We start from the raw sequence: 24,421 nt of genomic DNA, 5'->3' as shown, positions 1-24,421 counted from the left end.
TCACGGCTGCCGCACAAGGACCAGTAAAATGACAGAGACATTTTCCGTCTGATCCGGCGGTTAAGCACCTGTCTTTCCCGGCATATTTAGATGAGCAATTTTGAAATCATTGTACAACATATCATGCGGCATAGGTACTCATCTATAAAGTTGACCTTTTGCTTCTCCAAACATAAAACGGCCCGCAGGAGGCAACCTCCTGCGGGCCGGGCTCGATTAACTATTCAATTACCAGGCGTAGGCCTTCGGCGCATCGCCGCCAGGTCCCGGGAATATCTCATCGATCCGCTTCAATGCCGATTCATCCAGCTCTAGCTCGACTGCTCGGAGCGTCCGTTCGAACTGCTCCAGCGTGCGCACACCAGTGATCGGTGCGGCAACTGCCGGATTTGCCAGCAGCCAGGCCAGGGAAACGACATCCTCGCGCTCGCCAAGCTCATCGCAGAAGCCTTTGTAGGCTTCCAGCTGCGGACGGAACTTCTCGAAACGCTCCATATTGCCGCTCCGGTTGCCGCCGCCGCCGCGCAGTGCGTTGCCCGCCAGCAAGCCGCCATCCAGCGGACTCCATGGAATCACGCCAAGCCCAAGGCTTTTCGACGCCGGAAGCACTTCAAGCTCCGGCAGACGGCACAGCAGATTATATTTATGCTGCTCGGAGACCAGACCGAGAATCCCTCTCGCCTTGGCTTCGCCTTGAGCAACGGCTATATCCCAACCGGCAAAGTTGCTGGAGCCGACATAGCCGATTTTCCCTTGCGAAACGGCTGTTTCAAAAGCGCCCCACAGCTCTTCCCAGCTGACATTGCGGTCAACATGGTGCATTTGATATAACTCAACATGGTCGGTTTGCAGACGGCGCAGCGAGCCCTCCAGGTGACGGCGAATTTTGTAAGCCGATAATCCCCGTTCATCATTAGGTCCGTCGCTTTTGTCGCCCATATTGCCATATACTTTCGTAGCGAGAACGGTATGCTCGCGGCGGCCTCCGCCCTGGCTGAACCATTTCCCGATAATTTCCTCGGTACGGCCCTGATGTCCGCTTCCGCCATACCCGTTGGCAGTGTCAAAAAAATTAATTCCAGCGTCCAGCGCTGCGTCCATTATGCGAAACGAATCCTTCTCGTCTGTCTCCACGCCAAAGTTCATCGTTCCAAGGCAAAGCCGGCTGACCTTTAATCCCGATCGTCCTAAATACGTGTACTTCATAACGAATATCATCTCTCCCTCGCAAATAGATTCATTCTAAATGATAGATGATAACGCTTTAAATAGAAAGTACGCACTTTAAGTTCAGTTGGTTCCCTCGGGTATAGTCGGGCGGACTGTTAAACGGAAATCACGAGCAGCCTTGTCATTTCGCCGCTGGAAGCGTCCGGAATTAAGAGTCTGCTCGCATTATAATTTGATTCCCATTAACCAAGGGCAGCTCTTCATACAATAGGCCGAGCCCCCTAAGGCTTCGGTCGCATGTCTGCCACTGCCCTGCTGACTGACCGGTAGAAGGATTTCCAGTGCGGCGATGCTTCAGGCGGCCCAATCTGCTCCTCCGCCTCATCCGCTGATTGCGGAGGCTCTTCGCCAGGCTCATCGCCGGCATGGAGCGATCCAGGCGTGCGGCTCCGCCGCTTTTTGGCTTCATCTTCCAGCGATCTCTCCATAGCTGTAGCTTGTTCTTCTACAGGAAGCTCTTGCTTCCCATTGTCTGGCTGTTCTGCCATGCCTTCCGCTCACCCCGCTTTCAGTTGTGGACTAGCCCTTCAATTTATGCTTCCTCAAGGAAAACAGATCGCGAAGCTCGTCGGTGGACAGCTCCGTAATCCAGTTCTCGGATTGCCCCACGACCTGGTCGTTAAGCACCTGCTTGCGCGTAATCATATCGTCAATCCGCTCTTCCAGCGTACCGAGCGTGACAAATTTATGCACCTGCACATTGCGCGTCTGGCCTATGCGGAATGCGCGGTCGGTCGCCTGATTCTCAACCGCAGGATTCCACCACCGGTCGAAATGGAAGACATGATTGGCAGCGGTCAGATTAAGTCCGATCCCTCCCGCCTTCAGCGACAATACGAATGCGCAGCCCGGGGTCTTCTCGTCCTGGAAGTCGGCAATCATCGCATCGCGTCCGGCCTTGGGCACGCCTCCATAAAGATAAGGAGTCGGGACCCCCAGCCGTTCTTCAAGCAGCCGCTTCAGCATAGCCCCCATCTCCACATACTGCGTGAATATGAGGCAGCGCTCCCCTTCGGCGGCGATTTCCTCCGTCATTTCAAGCAGCCGCAGCACCTTGTTGGACCGTTCCGGATCCCACGCCGTGGGGGACAATGCCCCGTCCTCCTTGATGAGCAGATTGGGATGATCGCAAACCTGCTTCAGACGGGTCAGCGTTGAGAGAATAAGTCCGCGTCGCTGCATGGCGCCAAGGGACTCCAGCTTGCCAAGCAGCTCGGATACGATATTCTCATACAACGCGCCCTGCTCCACAGTCAGCTGCAGATAGGTTTGCATCTCGTTCTTCTCTGGGAGCGCAAGCTGTATGGCGGGGTCCTTCTTGACCCGGCGGAGCATGAAAGGATTGACCCAGCGCTGCAGCTCGGCAATAAGCGCAGGATCCCGTTCCCGTTCAATGGGCAGCACGACTGCCCTGCGGAATTCTCCCAGACTGCCCAGATAACCGGGATTGGTAAAGTCATAGATTGACCAGAGCTCCGTCAGCCTGTTTTCCATCGGTGTGCCTGTCAGCGCAATGCGGTGGTTCGCACGCAGCCCCCGGATCGCGGTGGATTGCTTGGTGTAATAATTTTTAATATTTTGCGCTTCGTCAAGACAGACTACATCCCAATTGACCGCACCCAGATCATCTTCGTCTATAGGCGCCAGCGCATAGGAGCTGATAACCAGATCGGATTCGGCCGCCGCCGCAGCGAATTCTTCGCCTCTTAACCGTCTTGGCCCGTAATGAACATGCAGGCGAAGCGAGGGAGCGAACCGTTCCAGCTCCTTCTCCCAGTTGCCGATAACGGAGGTCGGACAGATCAGAAGTGAGGGGCCAAGCCCCCCATGCTCCATCACATGCTGCAGATATGCGGTGAACTGAATCGTTTTGCCAAGTCCCATATCATCCGCCAGACAGCCGCCGATTCCGAATTTCCGCAGGAAAACAAGCCATGAAACCCCCTGCAGCTGGTAATGCCGTAGCTCGCCATGGAAAGCGGCAGGCTTCTCCACCAGGGGAAGCTCTGACGATTCGCTCAGCTTGCCGATCCATGCCGCCAAATGCTCATTCAGCTCAACCTCTGCCTCCAGCGCATCCTCATCCTCACGCTGCGGCTCAAGCTCCGTCCCGCCGCGCAAATGCATTTCCAGTACATCGCGCATTGTGAAATCGGTTCTGCCTCCGCTTTTGCGCAGCCATTTGCGCAGCCGCTCCACATCATCCGGATCCAGATGCACCCATTCCCCGCCAATGCGCATCAACCGCCTGTTATCCTGGGCAAGCTGCATGAATTCCGCTTCGCTCATATCGACATTGCCGACCGCAAGCTTCCAGTCAAAATCAACAATCTGCTGCAGTCCGAACATCGACTGCTCCGAAGAACCGACCGAGGATTTCACCTTCGCCTTCAGCCGCAGCTTACGGCTGCGCACCGCCTCCCACCAGCCGGGGAGCAGCACGGAGCAGCCTATTGCCAGCAGCTTGACGCTGGCCTGCTCCAGAAACAGCCACGCTTCATTGTCGCTAAGCTCCGTCTTGATGAACCCTTCGACAGCGTCCTCACTCCGGGCAGAAGCCGTTTCGGCAACCTTACCGGGAGAAACGGCCTCTCCTTCAGCCGGAGCAGCAGATTCCAGCCATTCCGGCAGCGCTGACGCCCACTTCGCCTCTTCCTTGCACAGCCGCTGCTCCATATACATCCGCCACTCTGCCGGGGCTTCGGCAGGAAGGGCAAACCGCAGGGGCTGCCGGTCCAAGCCGCCCGAGCCGTCAGCAGCCTGCGCCTCATGACTGCTTGCCTGCTGCCGTTCTTCCGGCATGATTCGCTCCAGCGTCATCCAGCCGCTGCCTTCAGAGCGGCCCTGAACGGCAGGACGAAGCCTCCAGCCCGCCGTGTCATCCGGCTCAAGCAGCTGAAGCGCCGTCCGAAACGGCATATTGTCCTGCTTCAATCCGATGGAGACGAGCCAATCTTCCTCGTCGGCCGCTTTCATGACGAGCGCGCTTTCCCCGGCTTCTGCAGCGGTCTCCTTCCAGCTGGAAGCCACATCCACATGGCTTCCGACCAGCTCTTCCACAATCTGGCTCAGCCAGCGCCGGTCTGTGCCATAATCCCCTTGTGCCTCCAGCTGCTTACGGAGCTCTGCCAGCCGTCCAGCTGCCGCTTCCGCTGAAGCCGGCAGCTCCAGCCTCCACGCTCTGAGCTCAGTCGTCCAGCGCGCCCAGTCCGGTCCGTACCAGCCTTTCAACAGTGACTGGCGCAGAAGCCCGGCAAGCTCCATCAGCGTCCTGGCTCTTGGCGTCCACTCCACCCTCAGCAGCCGTACAGGCTCAGGCGAGGACAGATAATCCATCGCAATCAGCGGCGTGAGCGGCAGCTCTGTCTGTTTTGAACGTTCATCGATGCGCTCTTCAATATCCGCGCCGTACCAGGATGCTTCATGCCAGGCAAAGAGCAGATGGCGCAGCCGCAAAGTTATTCCCGCAGCATGGCCCGCAGCAAGCGTTATTCCTTCGCCGTCCTTCCAAAACCCGTCCACTTTAATCGTTTCCGCGCCCGTGTAGCCTCTCATGTGATGATTTTTCCCCTCCAGAGCTCTTCCTGCAGTGCACGGAGCCGTTGATGCTTGTGAACAATTCCGTTGACATACCGGCTCCACATTTCCTGCTTCTTCTCGGATTTGTAGAGCCGCTCGAGCTTCTTCATCATTTTGACAGCCTGTTTATAGCCCTGCCTGTTGCGGGCACGTATGGAAGTATCGATAGACTGATGGTATAGAGGAATAAGCGCGCCGGGCGCCGCCTTGGCAATCTCGCGCATGACCTGCACATCGATCTCATCCGGCTCAATGCCCAGAAGAAGCTGCAAATCCGCCCAATCCGTAAACTGCTGCTTCTCCAGCCAATGGTCCGTCAGTGCAGAATAAGAATAAGGCAGAAATGCGATCAGATACTGCTGCCAGACCGGATTGCCCGGCTCATTGATGTCAGCCACGCGGCACATGGTCAGAAAGGGGCCAAAGGCTCTGGATTTGCGCTCGATCTGCAGCCCTTTGTTCAAATAACCCAGCCACGCCTCAAGCTTCGGCCAATCATGGTCTTCCAGACGCTGCAGCGCGCAGTCGCAAGCGAGCAGCGCCGTCCGGTTGAATGCGGTATCTTCCAGCAGGGCGATAGCCTGCTCGTCACGGTCCTCTGCAAAAGCCAGAAAAGCCAGCGCCATGGGATAAAAGGTGCCCTGGCGTCCATCGCCGCCGGCCCGTCCGCCGTCAAGCCACTGCTGTTCCCTGCTTCTCCATTCGGGAAAAGCCACCAGCTTCGCCCATAAGGAAAAATAAAGCATTTCCCACCGGTGCAGCTGCTGCTCGCGGTCCATGTCACGCTTGTGAAAGATACCGAGCAGGCTCTGCAGGGCAGCCTGCTCCTCTTCCGTCATAGCTCCGGGCTCAAGCTCCCCGGCCAGTTCGTGATAGTGATTCACCCAAGGCTCGGTCATACGGGCGAATGCCATCTCATAGTAATAGCGGTTATAGCTGTCCGTTGCCGAGTAGGCTTTCTCCGCCAGTTCAATGACAAATACGATCGCATGCATCCAGTGAAGACGGCGAAGCCCTTCCTCCCATGTCTTGGACAATCCCTTCAGGGAGGACAGCACAGCCTGCAGCGGATGAAGCGAATGCCGGCACTGCCGCCATACATCCCCGTGCAGGCGCTCCATCTGCCCTAACCATTCCTCCGGCCGTACAGCAGTTGCATCTGCCGGTTTTTGAGTATTTTCTGTCTTGGAAGGATCAACAGACAGCAGTTCTTCTTTGTATAGCAGCCGGTTATGAGCCCCTTCGGCGCTCTCTCCGGCAAATTCGCAATAAGCGTAATAAACGGCAGCCATATGTTGACAGTACCCTTTGTAGGAACAGGTACAGGTACTAAAGCTAATGTCGTCGGCGTCCAGGGTAACGGCATAAATATCCGTGTCGCGTACAGCTCCATATATCGCCGAGCCGTCCATGACCTGAACGTTGAGCACCTTTTCACGGCGGTAGAAATCCCAGCCCTTCTCCAGATTGGGAACAGGCATGACGTCGGCAAGCTTTGATTCAAACGCATGCAGCCTTTGCTCGTCAAGCTGAAAAAATCCGCTCATTCCGCGTCCCTCCGTTCGCTTTTTACGCATCCACTCATTATACCACATCCAAACAAGAAACAACTGACGCCAACCTCTTGCGGTCAAGCATGTTTTCTGCACGAATGCTCGTCCGTTTGACAAAAAAGCCCTTTACACGAACGGAACCGTCCGGGTAAAGAGCCATAAATGCTTATGAGTTCCGTTCTATCCAGCGGGCGTTAATTCCTGAGCATGCCTTTATAAATTCCCGGCACCGAGCCTTCGATGACGGTTGCGCCAACTACTTTCGCATAGAAATCGACCGGACCCGCTCCTCCGATAACGCCGTATCCATAGCCCGCTTCGCGCATGCCCCGCAGCGTTTCCAGAAACAGCTGCTTGCCGATGCCAAGACCGCGCACCTGCTCATCCACGCCGGTAGGACCAAAAAAACCTTTGCAGGTGGCATCATAACAAGCAAAGCCAAGCAGCTGCCCGTCCTTGACGGCAATATAACAGCTCACCGGCGCCTGCGAAATTGCCACCATGCACTCACTTCTCCATGACTTGCTGAAATGCTTCTCGACCCATTCCGCGATGGTCAGCAGCTCTGGCGCAAGCGCCCTCCTTATGGTAACGCCCGTACGCTCCGTATACTCGGCGGGTGATTCCCCTTCAGGCAATTCATACAGCTTAACCAGCATATCCGGCATTTTTGCTGCCTCCTTAAATTTTATATAAATTGTGTAAATCAATAGGGGATTCTGATGATGAACGTTACGATGTCCGGCTCATCGAAGGAAACGCGGACATGACCGCTGTATTGCTCTGCAATCGACTTCACAATTGCCAGACCAAGACCGGAATGGCCCGCGCCTTTATTGCTGTAGCCGGGCTGGAACAAGGGTTTAGCCTGCAGGCTTCCGGCATCGCGGCACGGGTTGCTGACGGCAAACTCCATACAGCCTTCCTTCTCATACATCATGATCCGCACGAGCCGCTGATCCTCGGGGAAACGGCCTGCCTCGTCAAAGGCGTTGTCGATTAAATTTCCGAGCATTCTTGTCAAATCCAGCGATTTTAAGCCGAGCGGAAGCTTGCTGATGTCGCTGAAACCGGTCTCCAAACGAATTTTGAGCGGCTCCGCCTGCGATATTTTGGATCGGATTAGCGCAGCTATGGCCGGATTGCCGATATTTAGAATATCATTCATTTCATGTATTTCGCCAGTCAAATCAGCCGCGTAGCTTCTGAGATCATCAATCCGGTTCAACTGGGCAAGCGATTGGATCATTTGGACATGATTCATAAAATCATGCCGCTGCGCCCGGATTGAATGAAACAGCTGATTAATATCCTCCACGTACGTTTCCTGGGTTTGGCGGACCAGCTTATCCTGCGATTTGCGGTACCCGGTTACCGTCAGATAGACAATGACCAGGCTAAGCAGCGTCACCGTGCACACAATTAGCCCAATATTGAAAAATTGCTTGTCCAGCGAATCCTGAATGGGCTGATAATCGGCAACAAGCGCCAGCACATAACGATTGATCGGCAGACCGTTCTCATCCAGCATGCTGGCCACCTTATCAATATCGACCGGAATGAACGCTTTGATAACATGTTTGTCATTAATGATGCCATTGACCCATACCGTTTGGCTGGATGCATTGGCCTGGCTGACATTAAGCTGATCCCCACTGTGCCGGAAGGCATACGAACCGTTAATAATGGGATTCTGGGTCATATGCTTGAGCGTATCCCCGTTATTGGTCACCGTTGTAACTTCCCCGGATGAGAAGGTCTGCGGGTTGATAACCGCTATTTCAAGCAGGGAGCCGCTCCCCTTGAGCGTGCGGGCGATAAGCTGATTGACTCCCGTAGCTTCATCATAAGCGCGCTGCCTGCTCTCGTAGCTGATAAAGGGATCAATGATATAGTTGGTCGCCCCGTCGTAGTAATAGCCCCACTTATTGATATTGCTCGTGTCGGTCGTGGAAAACTCAAAAGGGCCTGTCCAGAAATTTGTCAGGGATTGCCCCCACGGCACGGTAACCTGCTTGTAATCAAATAATTGATTGAACGCTTCATACCATGGCTTCCAGGTATTCGTTTTGTAGCCGATCTGATTGGGATTGGAGGACCTGGACAGCACGATGTTGTCCCGGGTACGCTCAAGCAGTGTGATATCAGCCATATCCAGCCTTTTTTTGAGCTCGACGAGCTGGGCATTGGTTACATTGTCAATATCCGGATTCAAAGCAAACTGGGTGGCGATTGAGGCAGCGCGAAGCTCGCGCCCGATCTGCTCCTGGTATTTCTCCGCTCCCGTGCGCGAGAGCTCGATGGACAGCTGAATCTGCCGGGCAACTTCGTTCAGCTCATGGCGCAGGCGATCTTCCAGGGTGTTTTTGCTGGTAAAATAATAAATCGTGTTGTTGATGCCAAGAAGAACTGCAATTAGGAGGATCGCCAATAACCAGATGTTTCGACGCATTTATCTGACTCCCCGATTTTCCAGTACGGTTATTTGATTTTCTTGAAGGAAGCACGCAGCACCCATTTGCGCTCCTGACGCTTCTTGTAGCGCGGCAGCATGCGATAGATCGTCTTGCATTCCTGCAGCGCTTTGGCTGCCTCTTCCTTGCGGCCCAGATCTTCGTAAAGCAGCGCCAAACGATAATAGGCTTCGCAGGAGGAGGATTGGATCGCGCGGAACGACTCCAGATGACGGATCGCCGCTTCCGGATTGGTTCGGGCATGCAGAGCGGCCAGCCTCAGGTAGGGCGTACCGTACTTCACCCTCGGATTGATTGACAAAGCATTGCCGATCGCCGCCTCCGCCGCCTCCGGTTCTGAAAGATGGGCCAGACATGTGCCCAGATCGTCCCAGAACTCCGCTGAATTCTCCAACGCATCCTGCAGCGGCATCAGCCATTCCTTGGCTTCTTTATACTGTTTCCTTTCAATTAACAGCCTGGCCAGCTCATGCTTGGCAGGCACATCATTGGGATTCATATTCACCTGCTGACGCAGCCGCCGGATGGCTCCGCGCCGCTTCAGCGGTTTCACAAAGCTGGGAAAAAGGCCGACATACCGGCGGTCCAGGGCATATAGGATAATGAGCAGCACAAGAAGAGCGAGAAACGGGTTGCCGAGCAGCCGCCACAGAAATATAAAGCCTAATATTTTGAACATAGCTCCTCCTGCTAAATATAGGTTCGAAATTCTTCCATCATTGTACACTAATGTTTATGCAGGAGGTAGCACAAATTTCCCGTTTCTTCAAGCTCTTGGCTTGCTTCTTGCTGGCCGCGGGACTTAAACTGGAGTGGAAAACGATAAGCAGAGGGGAAAGTGAAGGCAATGATGGAACAGCTGCGTCTACAGCTTCCGGACTGGATCGAAGCAAGCCGCATCTATGCGGAAAAGGGACAAGTAGCCCATTATATTCCCGAGCTGGCCAAAGCTCCGGGGGACGCGCTCGGCATTGTTGCAATGGGGCCGGATGGGGAAACGGCGACGGCTGGAGACGTGGACCTTCCCTTTACGATGCAGAGCATCTCGAAGGTATTTACTCTTCTTCTCGCTTTCATGGACAATGGCGAGGAAGGCGTGTTCGCCAAGGTCGGCATGGAGCCGACCGGCGATGATTTCAACTCTATGCTGAAGCTTGAGCTGGTAGAACCGGGAAAGCCCTTCAACCCCTTGATCAATGCAGGCGCTATCGCCGTGACCTCGCTTATCCATGGGGCTACGCCGGAAGCCAGGACAGGGCGGATCATGCAGTTTCTGCGCGAGGCGGCCGGAGGCGCCGATCTTGCATATAATGAGGCGGTGTACCGGTCGGAGTCCGCCTCGGCCCACCGCAACCGTTCGCTTGCCTACTTCCTGAAGGATAACGAAGTGCTCGACGCGGCGACCGATGTCGAAGAGGTGCTTGATGTTTACTTCAAGCACTGCGCTGTTGAAATCACGTGCGCCCAGCTTGCGAGGATGGCGCTTCTGCTCGCCTGCGGAGGAACAGATCCGGTGACAGGCGTCCAGCTGGTCCCCCGCCGTTACGTGCAGATTGCCAAGACGTTCATGATTACCTGCGGGATGTACAACGCCTCCGGCGAATTTGCCATCCGTGCGGGAATTCCCGCCAAAAGCGGCGTGTCCGGGGGCATTCTCGCCCTTATTCCCGGCAAGCTCGGCATCGGGATTATTGGACCTGCCCTGGGCGAAAAGGGGAACAGCACAGGCGGCGTTCATTTGCTGGAGACGATGTCGGAGACCTTCGATTGGTCGATATTTTAAGTACAAACACCCGGATTCCTGAAATGCTCAGGCGGTCCGGGTGTTTGTTGTTTGCCTGTTTTTTGCTTAAACGTCCAGACAGAGCCCGCAGGTTATCTGCTTTTCGTCAACAACTCCGGACGGACTTACCTCTATTGCAAATGCCTGTCTGAATGAGCCAGGCGGACAAGCATATGAGCCAGCATATGCCGCTCGTCCTCACGCCCGACTTTCCACAGCTCCTGCAGCAGCTGCTCCTCCGCATTGTGCGGATGCTCGTGTCCGGCCAGGTAGTCTGCGATCTTCTGCGCCGCCACTGCGATTTGTTCTTCATTCAATCCCATCGCTTCCGCCATATGAATGCGGCTCGCCAGATAGGAACGGAATTCATCGAAATCCTGGAGGATGTTCTCCTTTTCATCCTTGTCGATCCGGTTCAGTACATCAGGAATCATCTCGGCACGTACTTCACCGTCTTTAAAAGCGGCATGATTGTGTTCGGACATTAGAACTCGCCTCCTTAAATGGCTTCACGTTAATTGAATATACTCGTCTTAGCGACTCATACCCTGCACGATGGCGGCCCCCTCCAGAAGCATTATGCCGCTGAGCTGGACGCTCAGCTGAACAGGCAGCTGCGGCTTCTTCTCCCACGATGGCCCGCACAGATCGAGCTCCTTGTCCAGTCCTCCATCCCATAACCGCCCGGCATTGACCAGAATTACCGCTTGAATCCGCGCGTTCTCCGGGAACTGCTGGTAGAGCTGCACCAAATACCGGATCAGAATGCCTTTGAACAGACCGGTATCGTCAATGCCTTCATCGGGAAGCATCATCGTATCCGGATTGCATAGGCGGTTCAAGCAAGCTTCGGCTGTCCGCTTCGCTTCAATCGCATAGGCCCGGTCACCCGTGCTGCGGTAAAGCTCCAGTCCGGCTCCCAGGAATATCCCTTGGCAGTAAGTAAATTCCCAATCATAGTCGATTTGACCGTCGCCCCGTCTGTTCATTCCATCCCATACAAAGCCGGTGGCAGGATCAACCAGATTTTCTTTATTCCAATCGTAAATGCGTTTTGCCCATTCTAAATATTCCTCTTCATGGAGCATTCCATACAGGCGGGCGGCAAGAATCGCGGCAGGCGCATTGGCAGGGGTGTTTTTATAATCGGTCTGGTCTTTCTTCCAAGCCATCCCGCCCCCGCAATGACTGTTCCAAGCTGTCTTGATATCGGTCCACAGCTCCATCACGCTGCTCTTATATTCCTCATTGCCGGTAATCTTGTATGCCCGCAGCAGCGCAAGGGCCATCCACTCCATATCATCATAATAATTATGGAGGAAGGAACCGTCGTTATAGGCGCGAAGGCTTCTGCTGAAGTCCTGAATTCGCCGGGCGTAAACAGCATCGCCCGTTCGTTCGTAACCGTCTGCCAGCACATCGATAACATGGGCCTGCCACCAGTAATAGAAATTGTCGTCCGCCCGGTTGCGCCCGCGTGGATACCACTGATTCATAATGCCCGTCTCTTCATTGTAATAATGACGCTGCAGGCTCTGCTGGAGGCGCCCGGCGTGCTCTTGCCAGCTTTCCTTTTCCGCTGCAGCCAGCTTATCTGTCATGGCTTGCTTCCTGGTCATCCCGGCCATCATCTCCAACAGCATGATTCCGCTGAGCTGGGAGCTCAGCGTGATAACGCCTGAGGCTGCCGAAGTCCAATCCGTACCGAACAGCGCCTCATCCGCCGACTTCCCCTTCTCCCATAGAAGCCCGGCATTCGTGCTCAGGAAAGCGGCTGCATCAGCCGCGTCAGGATCAGCTTTTGCGTATTCGGCCGTATAGCGGATCAGAATGCCTTTAAAGAGTCCGCCATCTCCATCGCCTTCATCCGGCAGCGCGCCATGTTCCGCGCTAACAAGCTCTCTGATAGCCGAAGCGAAGGTTCGTCGCGCGTCCTGCAAATAAACCTGCTCGTTCGTGATCCGGTAGAGCTCAACAGCAGCACCGATATAAACCCCTTGGCAGTAGGTGAATTTCCATTCCTTGTCGATCGATCCATCCCCGGTCCGGTTCATTCCATCCCAGACAAACCCGGTCTCCGGGTCTACCAGATGCTTCTTTTGCCAATTGTAAATGTTATGCGCCCATTCCAGATCCCTCGCGTCGCCAAAGGCTTGATACAGGCGGGCCGCCAATATGGCAGCCGGAGAGTTGGCGGGTGTATTCTTATAATCCAGCTGTGATTTTTGCCAGGCAATGCCCCCTCCCATATGCCCGTTCCAACCGGTCTGAATATCCTGCCAAAGTATAAGAACGGTCTCTTTATAGACTTCTTGCCCCGTAGCCTGATAAGCGCGAAGCCATGCAAGAGCCATCCACTCCATATCGTCGTAAAGCTCATTTGGCCATGCCCCGCCATTGCGGTGAAGCAGACCTTGATGCAAAGCGCCAAGCCGCGCCGTATAACGTTCATCGCCGGTCCGCAGCAGGCCGTCCACCAGCACATCCACCGCATGCGCCATCCACCAGTAATGAAAAATCGTGTTGCATTCCCCGTTCGGACAAGGGGTTTGGATATTGTACATGCCGATCGATTCATTCCAGAATAAATGTTCCAGCGCGTCCTGCGCCTGATCGGCCCTTTTCCCCCAAATGCCAAGCTCCAGTTGATTCATTATGCTTTCTCTCCCTGGTATCTGATCTGCCGTATTTCCTGCATGCTCCGCGCTGTTGTTCGGGATCCGCAGGTCTGTCCCCAGTTGAATTTCGTTGACTATCATATACACCCCGCACAGCGTGCGGCTGCGGCGTAACGGGAAACGCTAACCTTTGGTGCCGCTGAAGGCAATACCCTGCACAAAATAACGCTGCAGCGCAAGGAAAAGCACAAGAATCGGCAGGATCGCCACAAGCGCGCCCGCCATCATCGGTCCGTAATCAGTCTGAAAATTATAAGAGAACGCCTGAAGACCCATCTGGATGGTTGCCTTATCGGGATCATTGAGCACAATCATCGGCCATAAAAAGCTGTTCCAGCCCGCCTGAAAGGTAAAAATGCTCAGCGTCGCAAGCGCTGGCTTTGTCAGCGGCAGGTAAATGCGCCAGAAAATCTTGAATTCCCCGCAGCCTTCGATCCGGGCCATCTCCATCATGTCGCTGGGCAGTGTCAGGAAGAACTGCCGCATGAAGAAGACGGCAAACGTCCCGGATGCTCCCGGCAAAATAATGCCCCAAAAGGAATTCATCAGCCCCATGCCGCCGCTTCCGAGGATATCGTTGCCCCCTGCCAGCGGAATATGGCGCATCACATAAACACTCGGAATCATCGTCACGATTCCGGGAATCATCATGGCTGCCAGCAGCACACGGAAAATCGGCTTGTTGAGCTTGAATTTCAGCTTGGCGAAAGCGTAACCGCTGATCGAGCCGAAGAATAGATTTGCCAGCACGCCGGATACGGCAAGCACCAGCGAGTTCCAGAAAAATAAAGCGAACGGAACCGTCGTAAACGCTTTGCGGTAATGCTCGAATGTCAGATGCGTGGGAAACCACTTGATCGGCATTGCGAATATTTCCTCATCCGGCTTCAGGGACGTAAGCACGCTCCAATAGAACGGCAGGAACATCACGATGGCGATGACAATACAAGCAATATAATAAATGGACTTGCTAAGACCACGCTTCAGCGGGGAATAGCCGCTAGTCTCCATTTCTTTGATCCTCCTTCTCCTTGGCAAGCCTCTCTATACGATCGGCTCTTCCGCTTTCGTGATCCGCATATTAATCAGCGAGAAGATAAGAATCGCCATAGCAAGCACAAAGGCCTGCGCGGACGCGTAGCCCATCTGCAGCTGATTAAAGCCCTGCTGATAAATCAGATAAACCGGCGTTTTGGTCACATTGGCCGGACCGCCCTGCGTAAGCACAAATGCCTGGTCAAACAGCTGCAGCGCGCCGATGATCGACATTGTGCTGACCAGGAATGTAGTCGGCCTAAGCTGCGGCCACGTAATGAACCGGAAGCAATCCAGCTTGTTTGCGCCATCAAGACGCGCCGATTCATAGAGATAATCCGGAACCCCCTGCAGGCCTGCCAGGTAGATAATCATATTGGAGCCGACCGATTGCCACAGCGTGACCATAATAATCGACAGCATGGCCGTCCCGGTCTGCGACACCCACGCCGGTCCTGTAATCCCGACATAGGACAGCAGGCCGTTGACCAGCCCGAATTCCGGATGCAGCAGCCAGATCCACACCGTAGCCGCAGCTACGGAGGATGTCAGGGTTGGCAGGTAATTAAATGTCCGAAACAGCTTGACACCGCGCCATGCCCGGTTCAGCAGCATTGCCAGAAGCAGCGAAATGAGAATATTAAGCGGCACAAAGATAACCGCATAGAGGAATACATTGCGGAACGTTTTCCACAGCAGATTATCTTCAATCAGCCGCCGGTAATTGTCCAGACCAATCCAGTCATTCTGGCTGACCACATCGTAGTTGGTAAAACTTAGATATAAGGCCATCACGACGGGGATAACCGTAAATACCGCGAACAGCAGCACCGTTGGCGTAATAAACAGATACGCCGTTCTCGCCTGATGTTTTTCAAGCCTTCTGATGGAAGCCATCCAAGCTCCCCCCTTCTTTAATGATTGCATGCAAAAGGGAGGCATGACCTCCCTTGGCTGCAAGCGTGTTACTTCACAATCTCGTTGTCCTTGAGCATTTTGTCGCCCTGCTCCTGGGCTTTCTTCAGCGTATCATCAATGCTCTGCTTGTTCTGCTGATTAAGCTGTAGATTCGGTGCCAGCGCATCGGTTTCCATCACGGAGTAACCGGGGTGGGTAGGACGGATCCTGGCGAATTCCAGAGTGTCCATAAATGGTTTCCACTGCGGATCATCCTTGAAGAACGGATCCTCCAGAGCCGGCTTGAAGCCCGGCAGGTTGAGACTTGTTTTGGCCCACAGCAGGGCATTGTCCTTGTTGGCCGTCCACCACTTGATAAATTCCCACGCTTCATCCTGATGCTTGGAGCCTTCCGGAATAACGAGACCAAACCCGCCCATAACGCTTCCTTTATCCCCATTCGGTCCTGCCGGAGGCGGAACGATCCCGTATTCCAGATCCTTGCCGTATTTATTATAAGTGCTGAGCATCCATGGCCCGGAGTACAGCATAGCGACTTTACCCGTTACAAACGCATCCTGCCCTTCGCCCAGTCCCTGCTCAAAACCGACCTTATACACTTTATCCTTGTTCATCAGACGGTCCCAGAACTCCAGCACCTGCTTGCCCTGCTCATTGTTGAAGTTGGTTTTGCCGTCCTCGGTCAGCATCCGGCCGCCTGCTTGCTGGAGATACATATTAAACAATCCGAGATCACCCAGCGAGAAACCGGCGGTCTCCAGTTTATTGCCGTTCCACTTTGTCATCTTCGCGGCAGCCGCTTCAAGTTCATCCCATGTCGTTGGAGGCTGGAGTCCGGCATCCGCCAGCAGCTTCTTGTTGTAGAACAGGGCGCGAGCGTCAACAGTAAGCGGCAGGCCGTATAATTTATCATTGTAAGAGAGCTCTTTCAGCGATTCGTTATAAAAGTCATCTTTTACTATGCCGTCGCGGGTCAGGTATTCGTCAACCGGATGAAGGACATTCTTGGGAGCGTAAAGCGATGTCCGCCAGCGGTCCCAGAACAAGACGTCAGGCGCGCCTCCATTAGTAGCCGCAGTCAGAAATTTGGTGATCATATCCTGCTGCAGCACATATTTGACGTGAATTTTATCCTGCGACTTATTAAATGTGTCGACCATGGTTTCAAATTGCTTTTGGCCTTCTCCGCCCCAATCTCCCCAGAACGTGAGCTCCGTCTTCTTGCCTTCACCGCTTGCGGCCCCAGCGTTGTTCCCTTTGTCGGCAGACTCATTATTGCCGCCGCAGCCCGCTGCAAGAACAGCAGCCATAACCAGTGCAATCGCCGTAACCAACCATTTCTTCATTTTTTTATCCCCTTAAATTTTTTTGTGAGACATCAGATTAAACATCCTTGCGAACCAAAAATTATTTCGGAAGCACAGGCTTTATTTTTTTGTGATTCATTTTGCTCAAAATAAGTCTGCAGTAATTAAGTAAAAACTTAGTGGCGGTTAGAAAAAATTAATTTGAAACCGCTTTCATAATTTTGCTCTTTCGTCCTCAAATCAATGATTTGCTGCGCCTATACCGATCCGTTGTCTGTTCACCTCTCATGCGGGCATCAGGCAGGGTATGACCTGCGCAGCGGAATCCCGCAGCCACTCACCGGGTATCTCCCATCGTCTCTGCCGTTGAATTCAGCTTGAGCGCCTCACCTTCCTTCATTTCGTTAACCGCTTTCATAAACTTAGTATATTAGCATGAAATATGTATGTCAATATGTTTAATTTTAAATAATAATATACTATTATGTCCGAATTTCAATTGATATGACAGTTTAGCAGTGGGAGCGCACATTTATTTTTTTAACTACCCTCGTTTTCAAGCCAAATTGAAACAGCGCGCACCGATTGAATACCGGTGCGCGCTGGCAGCTTAGTTTTTTTCTAATGTCTGCTTGACGGGGGTATGACCAGGGGACAGGTTTTTTCAAGAACAGCAGCTCATGGCTATTCTGTTATTGCAGCGAATTACCTGTCCCCGGGCTCTGGCTTCGCCGGACCAGTCGATTCACCCGGAACTAGCCTGGCTTCAAGCGTCACTTTATGGGGAACGGCTTGCCCCTTCATAATGCTGAGCACATTCTCCACGGCAATCCTCCCCATCTCTTCTTCATTTTGCCGCATATGAGTAAATGAATAGCCGCCTCCAAGATGAGTAGGCGGGCTATCGAAGCAAATAATCGAAATATCCTCCGGAATCCGGAGGCCAAGCCGTTCCACAGCTGTTTTTGCCAGCAGCGCGATGTTGTATTCAATGGCAAACAAAGCCGTTATCGCGGGATTGTTCTTCAAATGAGCGACAAGCCGCGAGATATCGCGCTCAATATTGTTATCATTGAAGGAATTCGGCAGCGTAGAGGTCAGATCGCTGACCCAAAGCTCCTTATCAACCGCGATTCCACGCTTGGCATGCGCTTGGATAAAACCTTCGATCCGATCCTCCACGGCAGTCGTATCCACAGGAGGCGGGGAAAGAAATGAGATATGCGCATGTCCGAGGTCAAACAGATACTCCGTGCCTTTGAGCGCAGCTGTCATATTATCGGAGCTGACCGAGGCAGCCGCGACCCCCTTCAAATGCCGGTCCACCAGAACAAGCGGGAAGCGGCCGATAACCAGCTTCAGGATCTCCGCATTGAAGTACTCCCCCTGCGCCGGAAATATAATAAGCCCGTCTACGCCCAGATTCAACAGCTTCTGTATCGATTGTTCTTCATTCTCCGCTATGCCGAAGGTTCTTCTCAGCACCAAAAAGCAGTCATTGTCGCGGGAAGACTGCTCCATGCCATAGATCAGACCCGTTCCATAGCTGTTGCCAAAATCGGTAATAATCAGACCAATTGTGATTTCCTCATGATGAATCGTCTTGGGAACGGTTCCGGCGGGATTTGCGGCCGATTCAGGTTCCGGCTCCATATAATCGGTCTCAGGATCGGCCACAAATGAGCCTCTTCCCGGTTTGCGAACAATCAATCGTTCAGCAGCAAGCATCTCAAGCGCCTTCTTGCTGGTGATACGGCTTACATGATAGGCTTCCGCCAGCTCCTTCTCGGAGGGAACGCGCTCTCCAAGCTTATAGGTTTCTGTGACGATACGCTGTTTCACTTCATCAAAAATTTTCTCATACATCGGCTTGGATGACGTCGTCTCGTTCATGATTTTCGTTACCTCCTGACCCTCAGCTTTCCCTTTATACATAATAATATATCATGATATACTATAGTTGTCGACATCTCCATGCAAAAGACCCAAGCGCCGAAGGAGTACCTTCCTTGCGCTTGGGTTAACAGCTTCAATAGCGGGCTTGCTCCAATTTAGTTGATTTAATGCTTTAAATCCGCCAAAAGCGGCTTATTAGGCAGGTAATGCAGCGATTTAATATAACGGATCGTCCGCGTCTTAGCGCGCATGACGATGGAATGGGTTTCCGCCCGCTGATCGGGCAGCATCCGCACGCCGCTTAAGAATTCGCCGGGCGTAACGCCCGTCGCGGCAAAAATAACATCGCCCGTGCCGATCATATCATCCATCCGCAGCAGCTTGCGCGGATCGGATAAGCCCATCTCGATACAGCGCTGGGACTGCTCCTCATTCTCGGGCATCAATCTCCCTTGAATTTCCCCGCCCAGACATTTGAGCGCGGCAGCGGCAAGCACACCCTCCGGAGCGCCTCCAGAACCCACGTACAGGTCAATACCGGTCTCGGCAAAAGCAGGAGCAATGGCTCCTACAACATCGCCATCAGACAATAATTTGATCCGGACGCCTACTTCCCTCAATGTTTGGATTAAAGATCCATGGCGTTCCCGGTCCAGCAGAATAACCGTCAAATCCGAAACCTGCTTATTCAGCGCAAGGGCAGCTTTCTCTACGGTCGTGCGGATCGGATCGTCGATGCTCAGCTTACCGGCCAGCGATGGACCGACCGCCAGCTTCTCCATATACATATCCGGGGCGTGCAGCAGATGTCCCTTCGGCGCCACCGCGATAACCGCGAGCGCGTTATTCAGCCCTTTGGCGACAAGCTCCGTTCCTTCCAATGGATCGACAGCCACATCAACCTCTGGCCCCTGCAGGCTGCCGACTGACTCGCCGATATACAGCATCGGCGCCTCGTCCATCTCGCCCTCGCCAATGACTACGGTACCCCGGATCGAAACGGAATCCAGCATGCCGCGCATGGCATTGGTGGCCGCCTCATCGGCATGATGCTTGTCTCCCCGGCCCATCCAAGGGGCTGCCGCCAATGCGGCAAGCTCCGTAACCCTGACAATCTCCAGCGCTAATTCGCGTTCCATGCTTCTATCCCCTCTCCCCAAGCTCGCTCTTCTAATTTATCAGACCATTTCCTGCAGCCAGCCGATGATCGTTCCCGCCGTTTCCTCAATGGCCTTCTCCGTTACGTCAATGACCGGACAGCGAAGCGACTGCATAATCATATCCGCATATCGCAGCTCTGCATGAATGCGCTCCAGGGAAGCATACTGCGCCGAGAAGGGCAGGCCCATCGCCTTGAGCCGTTCCGTTCGAATGCCGCTCAGCTGATCCGGACTCATAGTCAGCCCGACAATCAGCTTATTCCCTTCCTTCAGCTCAGGCGGCACCTTGACTTCCGGAAGCAGCGGCAAATTCGCAACCCGGACGCCTTTATGGGCCAAATAAATGCTCAACGGCGTCTTTGATGTGCGGGAAACCCCGATCAATACAACCTGAGCGAGCAGCAGACCCCGCATGTCTTTGCCGTCATCGTACTTGACCGCGAACTCAATGGCTTCAATTCTGCGGAAATAATCGTCATCCAGCGTGTGCAGAAGGCCGGGCTTGCGTTTGGGCGAATCATTGAACGTATCTATGAATGCCTGCATCATCGGCCCCAGAACATCGATGGCCCGGACACTTCTGCGCAGCGCCTCTTCCTTCATGGCTTCGCGCAGCTCCGGCTGGACAAGCGTATAGGCGATGAAGCCTTGGCCAATCGATGCTTCTTCCACGATCTCGGCGATTTCATCCTCCGTCTTGATATGGCTGAACCGCTTTAATTTGACCTGCTCGCTGGCAAATTGCCTCATAGTTGCATTGACGACCGCTTCAGCGGTCTCTCCTACCGCATCCGAACATATGTAAATGCGATGGGGCCTGTTCTCCAGATTATCCAACTGCTGCGTCCTCCAATCCTGGCTGCAATTATTCCGTCATCCAGCGAAGGATGTTGGTTTTGCTGATCCATCCGGTTACCTCTCCTCGGCGGGAATAGCTGTCCTCCCCGGTTACAACAGGAAGACCGTCAAGCTCATGGATAAGCATTTTGTTCACGGCCTCAAGCAGCGGCTGATCCGGTTTCAATGCGGCAATGGCAGGCAGCCTGTTCATAGCCATACTGACCGGAATTGCAGCCGGATTGCTGTTTCCCAGTGTAATCTTGAGCAAATCCCGCGCCGTAACCACACCGACAAAACGCTGCTGGTCATCGACCACGGTCAGCGCCTCCGCATTGCCCATAAACAGGCTGATCACCGCATCATGCACCGAAGCAGTCTCCGAAACATTAACCGGCATCCCCTGCACATCCTTGACCAGCACGCCTTCCCATCGTTTAAGGGCCTGCTCCCTGCCTGCCCCCGCATCGCCAAGGAAATACCCCACCTTCGGCTTCGCCTCCAGCAGCCGCAGCATGACGAGAAGGGACAGATCGGCACGCAGCGTGGGCTTGCCTGTCCCCATCATTTCCGCCAGTTGATCGCCTGTGATCGGGGCATGCAGTTTTACTAATTTGACAATCTCCATTTGTCGTTCAGACAATGTAATGAAAATCACTCCCTATCGAATAAGACATCTTATTCAATCATTAATGTATCATATATCTTTTTTAATACACAATATTTATTTCAAAAAATAGCAAAGCAAACAAAGCCCACACCGCTTCGCAGCTCCTGCAAGGTTCACTGCCTGCAGGCGTCATTTCTGTTAGAATGCTCCTTCCTGTTTAGGGAATAATAGGCATGCTTTGAAAGACAGAAAGGTGGTTTGGATGTGGATAAGAACAGCAACAATCATGTCGAATCAGCGTCTCCTCCGACACTGACGACCCGGCAAGGTCATCCCGTGACGGATAATCAGAATATAAGAACGGTGGGAAACCGGGGACCAAGCACGCTTGAAAATTATCATTTTCTTGAAAAAACGACGCATTTTGACCGGGAACGCATACCTGAACGCGTCGTACATGCGCGCGGCGCAGGAGCCCATGGCATTTTTGAAGCTTATGGCAAAGCGGGCGATAAGCCTGCCTCCACTTACACGAGGGCGAAGCTGTTCCAGGAAGCGGGGAAACAAACCCCGGTCTTCGTGCGTTTTTCTACGGTTATTCATGGCACCCACTCTCCGGAAACATTGCGCGACCCGCGCGGATTTGCCGTAAAATTTTATACCGAGGACGGGAACTGGGATTTGGTCGGCAACAATCTGAAGATCTTCTTTATCCGCGATCCGCTAAAGTTTCCCGACATGGTACATGCCTTCAAGCCTGATCCTGTTACGAATGTGCAGGATATGGAGCGTTTCTTCGATTTTGTCTCGCTCAGTCCGGAAGCCACGCATATGATTACCTTCCTCTTCTCGCCCTGGGGAATTCCGGCTAATTACCGGCAAATGCAGGGCTCTGGCGTCAATACATACAAATGGGTCAACCAGAACGGAGATGCTGTGCTTGTCAAATATCACTGGGAACCCCTGAAGCAGGGAATCAAAAACCTGCTGCAGCAGGAGGCCAACGCCATCCAGGCGCTTAACTTCAACCATGCCACACTGGATCTCTATGAAGCGATTGAACGCGGCGACTATCCCGAGTGGGAGCTGTGCGTGCAAATTATGAGCGATGGCGAGCATCCCGAACTTGATTTTGATCCTCTGGACCCGACCAAGCTGTGGCCAACCGATCAATTTCCATTTCTCCCGGTAGGAAAAATGACGCTCAACCGCAATCCCAAGGATTATTTCATGGAGGTGGAGCAGGCTGCCTTCGGCACGGGGGTATTGGTCGACGGCCTTGACTTCTCGGACGACAAGCTGCTTCAGGGCAGGACGTTCTCCTATTCCGATACCCAGCGTCACCGGGTGGGAACCAACTATTTGCAGCTGCCGGTCAATGCGCCAAAAGCGCAGGTAGCCACCAATCAATCCGGAGGCCAGATGCAAATTTATATGGACCGGGCTCCGGGGCAAAATCCGCATATCAACTATGAGCCTTCCGGTATGGGCGGGCTGCAGGAAGCAGCGAAACCCGGACGGGATCATGAGCCGCGCTATGAGGCCAGCCTGGTGCGCCAGCCGATTGAACGCACGAACAATTTCAGCCAGGCCGGCGAAACCTTTCGTTCCTTCGAGGCCTGGGAGCAGGACGAGCTGATTGCCAATCTGGTCGATGCGTTCTTGAAATGCAACAGCGATATCCGGGATCGGATGATCGGAAATTTGACAGAAGCGGATATCGAATATGGCCGCCGTGTCTCCGAAGGCTTGAAACAGGCCGGAGACCGCAAAATTGCCAGCGGACAAACCGATCCGGATCAGGCCGTCAAGCTGTCGGAGCAGGAGGGGCGCGAGGCCGGGCCTTACTGATCGCTTCGGCAGAAGCTTGTGCCATTAAAGCGCCGTTTTCTTATCTACTGGAGCACCAATAGGATTATTGCGCTTAAGGCCCGGTGCCGCCGAGATGGCGGAGCTTGGGCCTTTGTCTTGTGCCGTCAGCCGGAGCAGCACATAAGATGGTGGCAAAGGAGGAAATACAAATGCCTCTGTACCGCATCATTGTCGATCTGTCGGACAGGAAGCTGTATCTGCTTGACGGCAATATCGTAGTGAACGAATATCCGGTAGGCATCGGCAAAATGCTGACGAAAACACCAACCGGAGAATATACGATTATCAATAAACAACCCGATCCCGGCGGCCCGTTCGGCGCTTACTGGATGGGGTTGTCGAAGCCTCATTATGGCATTCACGGGAATAATGATCCTTCCTCCATCGGACGCGAGGTTTCCCGAGGCTGTATCCGGATGTACAACGAGGACGTCGTTTCCCTGGCGCAAATCGTGCCGCTGCGAACGCGAGTGACCATCCGGCCCTGACGGGAAAGCCTTGGAGGCCGCAGTTATTTAATGTGGCCATTCGGACATACTAGAGGGAAGATTGAATATTTGGGAGGAAGAAGTAAATGGATTACAAAACAGCGCAGCTTACGCCGGAGGCAGTAAAAAAGCTGCAGCAATATGAAAGCGAGCTTTCCAGCAGCACAGGCGAAGACATCATCCTTATCGCTTACGAACAAGAGGGGCCGGCCCCCGCATCCGGCCTTGATCAGGAATAAACACGCGCAGCAGCCCCTGCCAACCGTGGGGGTTGTTTTATTTTATATCAGCAGCCGCAGCAGGGACTATGCCGCTTATTTTGGAGGAATCGCTGCCTCGGGATTCAGCTCAAGGATCATCTCCATCAGCTGCTCGCGCGGTATAAGCCTGACTGCATTGGATTTGGCCAATGTATCGGCCGCTTCCGTGAAGCCGCTATCCGTAACCACCCATGCCTCCGCAACTCCATAATGAGCAATGGCCGCCTGCGCCTCCTGAATCGTTTTAATCCCGATATTACTGGTGTGACGTTTAGCCTGTACAACAATTTTCCTGCCTCCCTTGGCGATAATCAGAACCGTGCCCTCATCGCTTGGAGCTTGAATAATCTCGATGCTGTAGCCTTGGGCTTTGAACAAATAACCCAGATACTGCTCAAACTGACTGCCCTCCATAATGCTAATATCCGCAATATCCATACCGGCAGCGTTCTCTTCCTTCCGCTTGCGAATAAACATATGTACGATGATAAAACAAATCACTATGAATCCAGCCGCGACCGCAGCATAAACAATTGATTTCGTGGTGCTGTACGTCAGCAAAAAGGCTGCCGCTACCAATAACCCCATAAGCCCTCTTGACGTAATCTCCTGCAGTATCATCCAGCTTTTACGACGAGCCATTATTTTCTCCCCTTTTTTTCCGTCTTAATCCATATATCGGAAAAACAGGTAGCTATTTTTACTCCATTTATAAATAAAGAAGCCTGATCCCGTCAAAAA

21 protein-coding genes are annotated in these 24,421 nt (G+C 53.5%); 4 read left to right on the top strand and 17 right to left on the bottom strand.

The features are described from left to right. Positions 1 to 228 precede the first annotated feature (228 nt). The 7 genes from AC0YOA_RS30150 to AC0YOA_RS30120 all read right to left on the bottom strand — a co-directional run bounded on the left by AC0YOA_RS30150 (position 229) and on the right by AC0YOA_RS30120 (position 9,515). The gene (locus AC0YOA_RS30150) at positions 229 to 1,206 is read right to left on the bottom strand and encodes an aldo/keto reductase (RefSeq protein WP_475789771.1); all 978 of its coding nucleotides are present in this window, start codon (positions 1,204 to 1,206) and stop codon (positions 229 to 231) included. Positions 1,207 to 1,451: 245 nt separating this feature from the next. Continuing rightward, a complete protein-coding gene (locus tag AC0YOA_RS30145) occupies positions 1,452 to 1,718 on the bottom strand; it encodes a hypothetical protein (protein ID WP_475789770.1) in 267 nt (88 codons plus the stop codon). A 31-nt stretch (positions 1,719 to 1,749) separates the two neighbouring features. Further along, positions 1,750 to 4,785 carry a DEAD/DEAH box helicase gene (locus AC0YOA_RS30140; protein ID WP_475789769.1) on the bottom strand — a complete coding sequence of 1,012 codons (3,036 nt, stop codon included), beginning with the start codon at positions 4,783 to 4,785 and terminating at the stop codon, positions 1,750 to 1,752. Next, on the bottom strand, positions 4,782 to 6,356 hold the full coding sequence (locus AC0YOA_RS30135; protein WP_475789768.1) for an SWIM zinc finger family protein: 1,575 nt from the start codon (positions 6,354 to 6,356) through the stop codon (positions 4,782 to 4,784). The genes AC0YOA_RS30140 and AC0YOA_RS30135 overlap by 4 nt, the downstream gene beginning before the upstream one ends. A gap of 200 nt (positions 6,357 to 6,556) precedes the next feature. Beyond that, positions 6,557 to 7,030, bottom strand: coding sequence for a GNAT family N-acetyltransferase (locus AC0YOA_RS30130; RefSeq protein WP_210037265.1), 474 nt, complete (start codon positions 7,028 to 7,030; stop codon positions 6,557 to 6,559). A 38-nt stretch (positions 7,031 to 7,068) separates the two neighbouring features. Continuing rightward, on the bottom strand, positions 7,069 to 8,814 hold the full coding sequence (locus AC0YOA_RS30125; protein WP_475789767.1) for a sensor histidine kinase: 1,746 nt from the start codon (positions 8,812 to 8,814) through the stop codon (positions 7,069 to 7,071). 29 nt (positions 8,815 to 8,843) lie between these two features. Then, entirely contained in the window at positions 8,844 to 9,515 is a 672-nt protein-coding gene (locus tag AC0YOA_RS30120; RefSeq protein WP_475789766.1) for a tetratricopeptide repeat protein, read from the bottom strand. Between the two features lie 168 nt (positions 9,516 to 9,683). Between AC0YOA_RS30120 and glsA the strand changes: the two genes are divergently transcribed. Next, positions 9,684 to 10,619: a glutaminase A gene (gene glsA, locus AC0YOA_RS30115; protein WP_475789765.1), complete on the top strand. Its 936-nt coding sequence runs from the start codon at positions 9,684 to 9,686 to the stop codon at positions 10,617 to 10,619. 131 nt (positions 10,620 to 10,750) lie between these two features. On the opposite strand, the gene AC0YOA_RS30110 is transcribed toward glsA, so the two are convergent. The 9 genes from AC0YOA_RS30110 to AC0YOA_RS30070 form a co-directional block, all read right to left on the bottom strand. After that, positions 10,751 to 11,104, bottom strand: coding sequence for a DUF3243 domain-containing protein (locus AC0YOA_RS30110; protein ID WP_475789764.1), 354 nt, complete (start codon positions 11,102 to 11,104; stop codon positions 10,751 to 10,753). Between the two features lie 48 nt (positions 11,105 to 11,152). Continuing rightward, complete coding sequence (locus tag AC0YOA_RS30105; RefSeq protein WP_475789763.1) at positions 11,153 to 13,273, bottom strand: glycoside hydrolase family 76 protein; 2,121 nt, start codon at positions 13,271 to 13,273, stop codon at positions 11,153 to 11,155. 147 nt (positions 13,274 to 13,420) lie between these two features. Further along, positions 13,421 to 14,308: a carbohydrate ABC transporter permease gene (locus AC0YOA_RS30100; protein ID WP_475789762.1), complete on the bottom strand. Its 888-nt coding sequence runs from the start codon at positions 14,306 to 14,308 to the stop codon at positions 13,421 to 13,423. A 33-nt stretch (positions 14,309 to 14,341) separates the two neighbouring features. Continuing rightward, a complete protein-coding gene (locus AC0YOA_RS30095; protein WP_475789761.1) occupies positions 14,342 to 15,229 on the bottom strand; it encodes a carbohydrate ABC transporter permease in 888 nt (295 codons plus the stop codon). A gap of 68 nt (positions 15,230 to 15,297) precedes the next feature. Then, complete coding sequence (locus AC0YOA_RS30090) at positions 15,298 to 16,596, bottom strand: ABC transporter substrate-binding protein (protein ID WP_475789760.1); 1,299 nt, start codon at positions 16,594 to 16,596, stop codon at positions 15,298 to 15,300. A gap of 666 nt (positions 16,597 to 17,262) precedes the next feature. After that, a complete protein-coding gene (locus AC0YOA_RS30085) occupies positions 17,263 to 18,450 on the bottom strand; it encodes a GntR family transcriptional regulator (protein WP_475789759.1) in 1,188 nt (395 codons plus the stop codon). Positions 18,451 to 18,617: 167 nt separating this feature from the next. After that, the gene (gene glpX, locus AC0YOA_RS30080) at positions 18,618 to 19,592 is read right to left on the bottom strand and encodes a class II fructose-bisphosphatase (RefSeq protein ID WP_475789758.1); all 975 of its coding nucleotides are present in this window, start codon (positions 19,590 to 19,592) and stop codon (positions 18,618 to 18,620) included. A gap of 39 nt (positions 19,593 to 19,631) precedes the next feature. Beyond that, positions 19,632 to 20,441, bottom strand: a complete 810-nt coding sequence (locus tag AC0YOA_RS30075) for a pyruvate, water dikinase regulatory protein (protein ID WP_475789875.1) — start codon at positions 20,439 to 20,441, stop codon at positions 19,632 to 19,634. Between the two features lie 37 nt (positions 20,442 to 20,478). Continuing rightward, on the bottom strand, positions 20,479 to 21,093 hold the full coding sequence (locus AC0YOA_RS30070; RefSeq protein ID WP_379112862.1) for a CBS domain-containing protein: 615 nt from the start codon (positions 21,091 to 21,093) through the stop codon (positions 20,479 to 20,481). 225 nt (positions 21,094 to 21,318) lie between these two features. Between AC0YOA_RS30070 and AC0YOA_RS30065 the strand changes: the two genes are divergently transcribed. From AC0YOA_RS30065 to AC0YOA_RS30055, 3 genes are all read left to right on the top strand, one after another. Then, a complete protein-coding gene (locus AC0YOA_RS30065) occupies positions 21,319 to 22,911 on the top strand; it encodes a catalase (RefSeq protein WP_475789757.1) in 1,593 nt (530 codons plus the stop codon). A gap of 170 nt (positions 22,912 to 23,081) precedes the next feature. Next, complete coding sequence (locus tag AC0YOA_RS30060; protein WP_475769201.1) at positions 23,082 to 23,420, top strand: L,D-transpeptidase; 339 nt, start codon at positions 23,082 to 23,084, stop codon at positions 23,418 to 23,420. A gap of 86 nt (positions 23,421 to 23,506) precedes the next feature. After that, positions 23,507 to 23,659, top strand: coding sequence for a hypothetical protein (locus AC0YOA_RS30055; protein ID WP_475789756.1), 153 nt, complete (start codon positions 23,507 to 23,509; stop codon positions 23,657 to 23,659). Between the two features lie 75 nt (positions 23,660 to 23,734). Here the strand turns inward: AC0YOA_RS30055 and AC0YOA_RS30050 are convergent, their stop codons facing one another. Further along, positions 23,735 to 24,322: a restriction endonuclease gene (locus AC0YOA_RS30050; protein ID WP_475789755.1), complete on the bottom strand. Its 588-nt coding sequence runs from the start codon at positions 24,320 to 24,322 to the stop codon at positions 23,735 to 23,737. Positions 24,323 to 24,421: the final 99 nt, after the last annotated feature.

This window comes from Paenibacillus sp. JT22N12 (assembly GCF_056269365.1).
This window is presented reverse-complemented; position numbering and strand designations above follow the sequence as displayed.

Coding starts and splice junctions, on each gene's coding strand:
- AC0YOA_RS30150 (WP_475789771.1), bottom strand. CDS start 1,206: ATGAAGTACACGTATTTAGGACGATCGGGATTAAAGGTCAGCCGGCTT.
- AC0YOA_RS30145 (WP_475789770.1), bottom strand. CDS start 1,718: ATGGCAGAACAGCCAGACAATGGGAAGCAAGAGCTTCCTGTAGAAGAA.
- AC0YOA_RS30140 (WP_475789769.1), bottom strand. CDS start 4,785: ATGAGAGGCTACACGGGCGCGGAAACGATTAAAGTGGACGGGTTTTGG.
- AC0YOA_RS30135 (WP_475789768.1), bottom strand. CDS start 6,356: ATGAGCGGATTTTTTCAGCTTGACGAGCAAAGGCTGCATGCGTTTGAA.
- AC0YOA_RS30130 (WP_210037265.1), bottom strand. CDS start 7,030: ATGCCGGATATGCTGGTTAAGCTGTATGAATTGCCTGAAGGGGAATCA.
- AC0YOA_RS30125 (WP_475789767.1), bottom strand. CDS start 8,814: ATGCGTCGAAACATCTGGTTATTGGCGATCCTCCTAATTGCAGTTCTT.
- AC0YOA_RS30120 (WP_475789766.1), bottom strand. CDS start 9,515: ATGTTCAAAATATTAGGCTTTATATTTCTGTGGCGGCTGCTCGGCAAC.
- glsA (WP_475789765.1), top strand. CDS start 9,684: ATGATGGAACAGCTGCGTCTACAGCTTCCGGACTGGATCGAAGCAAGC.
- AC0YOA_RS30110 (WP_475789764.1), bottom strand. CDS start 11,104: ATGTCCGAACACAATCATGCCGCTTTTAAAGACGGTGAAGTACGTGCC.
- AC0YOA_RS30105 (WP_475789763.1), bottom strand. CDS start 13,273: ATGAATCAACTGGAGCTTGGCATTTGGGGGAAAAGGGCCGATCAGGCG.
- AC0YOA_RS30100 (WP_475789762.1), bottom strand. CDS start 14,308: ATGGAGACTAGCGGCTATTCCCCGCTGAAGCGTGGTCTTAGCAAGTCC.
- AC0YOA_RS30095 (WP_475789761.1), bottom strand. CDS start 15,229: ATGGCTTCCATCAGAAGGCTTGAAAAACATCAGGCGAGAACGGCGTAT.
- AC0YOA_RS30090 (WP_475789760.1), bottom strand. CDS start 16,596: ATGAAGAAATGGTTGGTTACGGCGATTGCACTGGTTATGGCTGCTGTT.
- AC0YOA_RS30085 (WP_475789759.1), bottom strand. CDS start 18,450: ATGAACGAGACGACGTCATCCAAGCCGATGTATGAGAAAATTTTTGAT.
- glpX (WP_475789758.1), bottom strand. CDS start 19,592: ATGGAACGCGAATTAGCGCTGGAGATTGTCAGGGTTACGGAGCTTGCC.
- AC0YOA_RS30060 (WP_475769201.1), top strand. CDS start 23,082: ATGCCTCTGTACCGCATCATTGTCGATCTGTCGGACAGGAAGCTGTAT.
- AC0YOA_RS30055 (WP_475789756.1), top strand. CDS start 23,507: ATGGATTACAAAACAGCGCAGCTTACGCCGGAGGCAGTAAAAAAGCTG.
- AC0YOA_RS30050 (WP_475789755.1), bottom strand. CDS start 24,322: ATGGCTCGTCGTAAAAGCTGGATGATACTGCAGGAGATTACGTCAAGA.